Annotated in this window: 7 protein-coding genes and 1 pseudogene; 4 read left to right on the top strand and 4 right to left on the bottom strand. The window is 69.2% G+C overall.

Going from position 1 to position 7414, the window contains the following annotated elements; all coding sequences use genetic code 11:
* Positions 1-202: 202 nt before the first annotated feature.
* From Q7A36_RS37250 to Q7A36_RS37235, 4 genes and pseudogenes are all read right to left on the bottom strand, one after another.
* On the bottom strand, positions 203-1174 hold the full coding sequence (locus Q7A36_RS37250; protein ID WP_305108854.1) for a Bug family tripartite tricarboxylate transporter substrate binding protein: 972 nt from the start codon (positions 1172-1174) through the stop codon (positions 203-205).
* A 26-nt stretch (positions 1175-1200) separates the two neighbouring features.
* The gene (locus Q7A36_RS37245; protein ID WP_305108853.1) at positions 1201-2055 is read right to left on the bottom strand and encodes a VOC family protein; all 855 of its coding nucleotides are present in this window, start codon (positions 2053-2055) and stop codon (positions 1201-1203) included.
* Positions 2052-2948 (bottom strand): VOC family protein, encoded by an 897-nt coding sequence (locus tag Q7A36_RS37240; protein WP_305108852.1) that lies wholly within the window; start codon positions 2946-2948, stop codon positions 2052-2054. Before Q7A36_RS37240 ends, Q7A36_RS37245 begins: the two co-directional genes overlap by 4 nt.
* Positions 2949-3187: 239 nt before the next feature.
* Positions 3188-3688, bottom strand: a pseudogene (locus tag Q7A36_RS37235) (IS110 family RNA-guided transposase); the annotation flags it as partial.
* Positions 3689-4108: 420 nt separating this feature from the next.
* Here Q7A36_RS37235 and Q7A36_RS37230 point away from each other — a divergent pair.
* The 4 genes from Q7A36_RS37230 to Q7A36_RS37215 all read left to right on the top strand — a co-directional run bounded on the left by Q7A36_RS37230 (position 4109) and on the right by Q7A36_RS37215 (position 7080).
* Positions 4109-4990 (top strand): ferritin-like domain-containing protein, encoded by an 882-nt coding sequence (locus Q7A36_RS37230; protein ID WP_305108851.1) that lies wholly within the window; start codon positions 4109-4111, stop codon positions 4988-4990.
* A gap of 185 nt (positions 4991-5175) precedes the next feature.
* Positions 5176-5778 (top strand): sigma-70 family RNA polymerase sigma factor, encoded by a 603-nt coding sequence (locus Q7A36_RS37225; protein ID WP_305108850.1) that lies wholly within the window; start codon positions 5176-5178, stop codon positions 5776-5778.
* Positions 5771-6403, top strand: coding sequence for a ChrR family anti-sigma-E factor (locus Q7A36_RS37220; protein ID WP_305108849.1), 633 nt, complete (start codon positions 5771-5773; stop codon positions 6401-6403). Before Q7A36_RS37225 ends, Q7A36_RS37220 begins: the two co-directional genes overlap by 8 nt.
* Positions 6404-6471: 68 nt before the next feature.
* The gene (locus Q7A36_RS37215) at positions 6472-7080 is read left to right on the top strand and encodes a helix-turn-helix domain-containing protein (RefSeq protein ID WP_370655776.1); all 609 of its coding nucleotides are present in this window, start codon (positions 6472-6474) and stop codon (positions 7078-7080) included.
* The last annotated feature ends 334 nt before the right edge of the window (positions 7081-7414 follow it).

The raw sequence follows: 7414 nt of genomic DNA, 5'->3' as shown, positions 1-7414 counted from the left end.
TACCAACCGGATTTGAGGCTGACCCATCCCAACCGTGTTGGACACAGGCCGGTAGGCTCCCGCCGATGGTCATCCTTTTCTCGGGTTGGTATTAGTTGCAGAACAGCCATGGATGTACAACCGGGTAGGCTTTCTGGGCTGAAACTCCCCCCGCTCGAGAATGTTACGGCCCTCACTCGTGCGACGGTCCCCGTGCCGGCAGCTATTCCGCGCTGATACCGGCTTCCAGCACCACACGTGCCCAACGCTCCTTATCCGCCACCATGCGCGCCCGGAACTCCTCCGGCGGCGTTGCCAGCAGGTTGTAGCCGCGGCCGGAGAGCGTGCGGGCCACCTCCGGCATGCGCAGCACCTCCGCCGCCACCGCCGTGTGGCGCGCGACGACCGGCGCCGGGGTGCGCGCGGGCGCGAGCAGGGCGATCCAGTCGCGCATGGTCACGCCCGGCACGCCCGCCTCCGCCACGGTCGGCACGCCGGGAAGCAGCGGCAGCCGCGCCTCGGCGGCAACCGCTACGGTGCGCACGCGGCCATCCCGCGTCAGCTCCGCCGCCGTGTCCACGGGCATGAAGATGCCGGCGACCTCGCCTGCCAGCAGGCCGGCGATCGCCGGCCCGAAGCCGCGATAAGGCACATGTGTCAGCCGTACCCCCGCGGCCCGCATGAACAGCTCCATCGTCAGGTGGAGCGGCGTGCCGATGCCGGGCGAGCCGAAGTTCAGCGCCCCGGGCCGCGCCCGTGCGCGCGACAGCAGCTCCGCCACGCTGGTTCCGCCGGCATCCGGGTGCAGCACCAGCGCGTACTCCACATCCACCAGGCCGAGCACCGGCGTGAATGAACCGAGCGGGTCGTAAGGCAGGGTTCGGTAGAGCGCGGCATTCATCACCAGCGTCGTGGTGTGCAGCAGCAGCGTCTGCCCGTCCGGCGCCGCCCGCGCCACGGCATCGGCGCCGATATTGCCACTGGCGCCGGGTCGGTTCTCGACGACGACGGGCTGGCCAAGCCGGCGCTGCATCCCCTCCGCGACGATGCGGGCGACGATGTCCGGTGCCGGGCCGGCGGTGAAGGGCACGATGATCACCACCGGCCGACCCGCGGGCGCCTGTGCGTCCGCCTGCCCGGCCACGGCAAGTGCCATCGTGGTGCCCGCCAATGCCACCCGCCGCGTCAGCCGCATGGCCGCCTCCTTCCCTTCGCGGGTCGCTACTGGAACTCCCGGATGCGCGGCGCCGCACCCCATTGGCAGAAGCCGGAATTGGCGAAAGGAAACTGCCGCTCACGGTAGAGCAGCTCGTCCGCGATCAGGCGCACGCCGCAGGAGTATTCGAAGACCATGCCGTCCGGTCCCTCGAAGTAGAGGAAGCGGGCGGACGAGCTGGGGTGCCGCCCGGGGCCGAAGACCACGGGAATGCCGCGCTCCCGCAACAGGTAGAAGGAGCGCATGACATCGTCGCCGCTCTCCACCTGATGGTTCACGTGCTGGATACCCGGCCGCGGCGAGGGGAACAGCGCGATGGCGTGGTGCACCTGACCGATACGCAGGAGCGGGGCGTTGCCGATACGGTCGGACACGCGGGCGTTGCACACTTCGGTCCAGAAGTGCTCGTCGCGCGCCGGATCGGTGCTGCACAGGCCGACATGAGAGAACGCGGTGATGCCGGCATCTCGGGAACCGCGGTAATGCCCGGGTCCCTGCTCCGGCCGCCAGGCGAGCTCGATGGCGTTGCCGCTGGGATCGCGGAAGGCGAGGAAGTCCCGCACTCGCCGCTCCGCGCATTCCGCCCCCGTTCCGCGGCGGACGGCATGGCCCAGCGCCTCCAGCACGGTGCCGGCCGCGTCCAGCTCCTCCTGCCGGCGTACCTCGAAGCCAACCGCCTGCGCGGCCGGATCACCCTCGCCGTAGAACAGGGTGTGGGCGCGCGCGTCGGAGCGCAGATGCAGCGACTGGCGGCCGCGCTCGGCGACCTCCAGGCCCAGCACCTCGGTGGCAAAACGCGCGGCGGTGTCGAGGTCTCGGGTGCCGAGCCGGACATAGCAGACATCGTACAGGGCAATCATGGCGCGTCTCCGGGCCGGCCGCAAAATTCGGGCACCTCGCTGCCGCTGCCCCAGGCGCAGTAGGAGGAGGGCAGGCGAGGAAATTGCCGCGGCGGCGTGGCCGGGTCGGGCCGCAGCCCGCCTTCGGCGAGGAAGCTGAACAGCACACCGTCCGGTCCTTGCAGAGTGAGGAACATCTCCCCCGAGGCCGGCCGGCGCCCCGGGCCGGCGGCGATGCGCACCTGCTGCGCACGTAAGAGGTAGGCCGAGCGCATCAGCTGGTCGACGCCGTCCACCGCGAACTCGACGGCCAGCAGGCCCGCCCCGGAGGCCGTTTCGTGCAGCGCCAGGCGGTGGTGCCGTTCCGCGTCGAAGGCGAGGTAGCCGCCATCGCCAATCCAGTCGACGAGCCGCGCCTGGCTGAGGGTGGTCCAGAACGCAATGGCCTCGGCCGGCGCCGGGCAGCGAAGCGCGACTGCGGCGAGGCCGGTGACACCCGCATCGCGGGCAGGGAAGAACCGCGCGCCGCAGTGCAGCGGGCGGACCACCAGCTCGAAGGCATGGCCCACCGGGTCACAGAAGCGGGCGAGGGCGCGAACCCGCCGCTCGGCCGCCTCCTCGGGTGTGCCGGGCGTCACCGCGACCCCCGCCCGGCGCAGGGCATCGACTGCGCGGGCCAGCGCGGCATCGTCGCGCACTTCGAGCCCAACCGCCGCGTGCGGCACCTCGGCGCGGAGAAAGACCAGCGTCTCGGCCCGATTGTCAGAGCGGAAGGCGGCGCGGGCCTCAGTACGGTCGGCAGCCTCGAGACCGAGGACCTCGGTCGCGAAGGTTGCCGCGGCATCGAGGTCGCGCGTACCGAGCCGTACGTAGCGGAGCTGCTCGACGGCGAGCGGGACGGCATCCGGGGTCATGGCCCGCGGCTGGCGCAGGGGCGCAGTCGTTCCATGGCGGCACCTTTCCAGCCGGACCCGGACGATGGCGCCGGCGAGTGAGCCCCGCACTGCACCGCTTTGTCAATCTGGATCGGGCCGGTCCAGGTGACGGCATGATCTGCGAGCGCCTGATCGGCGAAGGCAATGTCGGCCATAAGCCCTCAGCGACCGATATGTTGTCTCGTCGCGGTGTTCGCTTCGGAGTTGCCGACACCAACGTCCTTGACCAGAGCAACCAGCTTGTAAACGTGACCGGTCCCCTTCGGCACGACATGGCCATACTCGGTCAGGTGCCCGCAGAGCGCGTAGATGCACTGCGTCCGCTGCCGCACCAGCAGGTCGCGGGTCCGGAATACGAGGGCGTTCGCCTGCTGCGCCTCGGTCTTCACCGGCACAAAGCGCATGCCCGGCCGCTGCGCCGCTTCGCAGATCGCCCCGGCATCGGCCGCGTCGTTCTTCTGCCGTTTAACGAAGGGCTTGACGTATGCTGGCGGGATCAGCCGCATCGTATGGCCCAGCTTGCTGATCTCTCGTGCCCAGTGGTGCGCGCCGCCACAGGCCTCCAGCGCCACGACACATGGCGCTTGTCGGGCGCAGAACTCGAGCACCTTGGCCCGCGCCAAGCGCTTGCGGAATACGACATGCCTAGCCGCATCGGCGCTATGCGCTTGAAAGAGGTTCTACGCAACGTCGAGCTCGATCGTGCTAGCCTCTCCCACGGACGCCTCCTCTGGTGGTTGCTCAACACCTCCACCTTAGCACATCGATGCCGTCGGGGGGCGTCCACACCATCAAGGCGAGGCTGACCGCCTCCTGCACATTGGACATCGACATCCGGCCCTCACAGGTCGGCGCTCCTCGTGAGCTCGTGTAACCTAAAGCTGCCGATCCTGAGCCACGCTGCCGGGAAGAGCGGTAGCAGCCCCCGGAGGCTTGCGCATTTGCAGGCTGGTGCGACGCGCGGCGTCGTAGCCGGAATGCCGGGCGATGACGTCGTGGTGATGCGTCGGTCCCCGGCCCGGCACATCCACCCGGCCGGAAGCTCCGTACTCCATACGCGGCTCCAAGGCCGTCGCGCGAAGGCGAGCGTCCGTCCCTCCGGCGCCGTCGCCTCAGCGCGTATCGGAAGGATGCCAGACATGTCACACGATGAGGGCAATGCCGGGGCTCAGGCTGGCCGACGCGGCTTCCTCGGGCGAGCCGGGCTGGGCGCAGCCGCACTCGGCACCTTGGCGGTGCAGGCGGCACGACCCGCGCCGGCCGCTGCGCAGGCGGCGCTGACCGACGCGGACATCCTGAACTTCGCGCTGAACCTCGAGTATCTGGAAGCCGAGTTCTACCTGCGCGCCGTCACGGGTCAGGGGCTGCCCGCATCGGCGACCGGCGGCACCGGGACTCAAGGTACCGTGACGGGTGGCAGTCAGGTGCCCTTCCGCCATAAGCGCGCGCGCGAGTTTGCCGAGGAGATCGCGCAGGATGAAATGAATCACGTACTCTTCCTGCGGCAGGCACTGGGTGAGGCGGCGGTGGCGGAGCCGTCGATCGACCTGGCGAACAGCTTCACTGCCGCGGCGCAGGCGGCCGGCGTGATCGGACCGGGCGAAAGCTTTGACCCATTCACCGACGAGCAGAGCTTCCTGCTCGGCGCCTTCCTCTTCGAGGATGTAGGTGTCACCGCCTACTCCGGCGCTGCGGCGTTCATCCAGGACAAGGGCATCCTGACGGCGGCAGCAGGTATCCTCGCGGTCGAAGCCTACCACGCGGGCGAGATCCGTACCCGTCTTATCAACCAGGACCTCGTTGCGCCGGCGGGCCTGATCTCGGCGCTCCGCGCCAGCGCTTCCGGCCGAGCGGACGACCAAGGAGTGCTGCTCGACAAGCACGTGAACGTGGTACCGACCGATGCCAACGGCCTCGCCTTCACTCGCACGCCGCAGCAGGTGCTGAACATCGTGTATCTCGGCGGCAGCGCCGCTGGTTTCGGTTTCTTCCCGAACCGCCTGAACGGCACGATCGCCTGAGCGGAGCAGAGCCGGCCGTCGGCGGCCCCAGGGCCGGAGGCATTGCGCCGTGGCAGATCGACCGCATCTGCGCTCCGAACAGCGCTTGGCAGGGGCAAAGGCGACCGCATGCAGATTCAGCCGGGCGCGGGACGCAGGCTGGGATTGTCCCGCAGGGAAGGTTACTCGGTTTGAGCCGATCCGGCTTGGCATGCTCCGGCGCGCAGCCCGCCGCGGCGCCGGAGGACTGGTCGGGCTGCATCCTCGCCATCGCACGGGCCGGCGATCGCGCCGCTTTCGCCACGCTCTTCGCGCATTTCGCGCCGCGGCTGAAAGCCTATTTTCGCCGTGCCAGCGCGCTCGGCGATGCTGCTTCCGAGGAACTGGCGCAGGACGCGATGCTGGCTGTCTGGCGGAAGGCGGCTCAGTTCGACCCGGCGCGCGCCGCGGCCGAGACCTGGATCTTCGCCATCGCCCGCAATCTCTGCATCGACCGACTGCGGCAGATGCGGGCCGCCACCGCGCTGCACGCTACACTCGAGCAATGGCCGGAAGTGCCGGAGGCACCATGCTCTTCTGCCGCCTTCGAACGTGCGGCGGAACAGGAAAGCCTGCGCCGCGCTCTGCAGGAACTGCCGGAGGAGCAGCTCCGTCTTCTCAGATTGGCCTATTTCGCGGAAAAGTCGCATGCCGCGATCGCCGCGGAGCTCGGCATGCCGCTCGGTACTGTGAAGGGGCGGCTGCGGATGGCGCTGCAACGTCTACGTGGTGTCATGCGCGGCCCGGATAAGGCGACGCACGATGTATGAGATCTGCCATCATCCAAGCGATCCGACATTGGTGGCGCATGCGGCGGGCCGGCTGTCGCCGGCGGCAGCGACAGTGGTGCGACTGCATCTCGAACTTTGCGCGACCTGCCGCGCCGCCATGCGCGAGGCGGAGGCGATTGGCGGAGCTCTGTTGGCGTGTCTTCCCGCCGAGCCACTCGGGCCGGAGGCGCTTGCACGGGCAATGCGGCGGATCGACGCCGCAGACGCGGCCGGAAGGATGGGCCCGCCGGTCCCCGCCGCGCCGCCCCTGACGCGGGAGGTACTCGCGGCGCAGCGCCTCCGTTGGCTGGCGCCGGGCGTCCGGCACTGCGTGGTGCTGGACGGCACGGGTGGCGAGGTGCTGCGTTTATTACGCGTGAGGCCGGGCACCGCTCTGCCGCAGCACGGTCACCACGGGACGGAGCTAACCCTGGTGCTGGAGGGCGCATTCCGCGACGTGGCCGGGCACTACCGCGCCGGGGACGTGCTGGAGGTCGACGAGGAGACTAGGCACATGCCGGCGGCCGAAGGGCCAACAGATTGCTTCTGCCTGCTCGCAACCCAGGGGCGGCTACGCTTCGACGCCCTCCTTCCGCGGATCTTCGGTCTGCTCGTACGGCTTTGAAAGCACGCCTCCCAGCAGCTCGGCGATGTGCCGCTGAAAGCGATCGCCTTCAGCGACCTGGTCCAGCGATGCACAACTCAATGACGCAATGCAGACACTCGCGTGAAACCGAGACACCCACGCAACCCGCAGTGCTGGACCGCCGAGTGGCGGCTGCTTGGTGCCGCGGCGCGCGCCAGTTGCTGGGCTGGAGCACGGAGCGGCTGGCCGTGATGGCTGGCATCAGCACCTCCATGCTGAGACAGATCGAGAGAGCCGAGCAGAGCGCCCCCGCCTCAAGCGTTGCGCGCATCCTTGCTGTGGTGCAGGACGCGGGGGTCACTCTGTCAGGCGACGACCGGACCGCCTGGGTGAGTCTGCGTCAGCCACCGCCGGACTCTGACATGATCAAGCTCTCGATCCTGTGCGATGTCGGTGTGGCCATGCTCGGCTGGTCTTCCGACCGCCTGATGCAGGAGGCGAGGCAGCATGGAGCGGAGCTCCGGCGCCGCCAGCGCACGCGCACGCGGGCCCAGCGCGCTCCGCAAGAGGTCGCGGCTGTTCGGGCCGCCGTGCAGGCTGCTGGAATCGTGTTCGATGCGGAGGGGGGCATGGGTGTCGGCGTCTGGCTCACCGAGGAGGACGATGCGGGTGGCAGTGGTGGGCTCCGGGACGAGCGAGATCGGAACCGTCGCTAGCCTCGGCCCGTGGCCATGACACACTGAATGGATCCGACGCCCAACAATCCAGACGCGATCTACGGCGCCGCGTCATTGCGAGTTTTGGCAGCCCTTCGTGTGGCAATGCCGCTACGTGCATCGACTATCAGCCGGGTTGGAACCGGTCCCCTGACCAACAGTCACCCCCAACGCCCTCATCGAGGTTCGCTTGGCCATGCAGGTCGACTGGCTAGCCGCCGCAGATCGGAGAACCCTGCGCCACAGAGCCCGCCGATCCGTCAGTCCCGCCAGCATTCCGACAGCTGCGCTGCCCATCCAAAGACAAGTGGCGCCCGTGTGTGGTCCTGCCTGT

This window comes from Paracraurococcus lichenis, assembly GCF_030657435.1.
GTDB classification, from domain to species: Bacteria; Pseudomonadota; Alphaproteobacteria; order Acetobacterales; family Acetobacteraceae; genus Paracraurococcus; species Paracraurococcus lichenis.
Note: the sequence above shows the minus strand (reverse complement) of the source record. Positions and strands in the feature narration are given on the sequence as shown.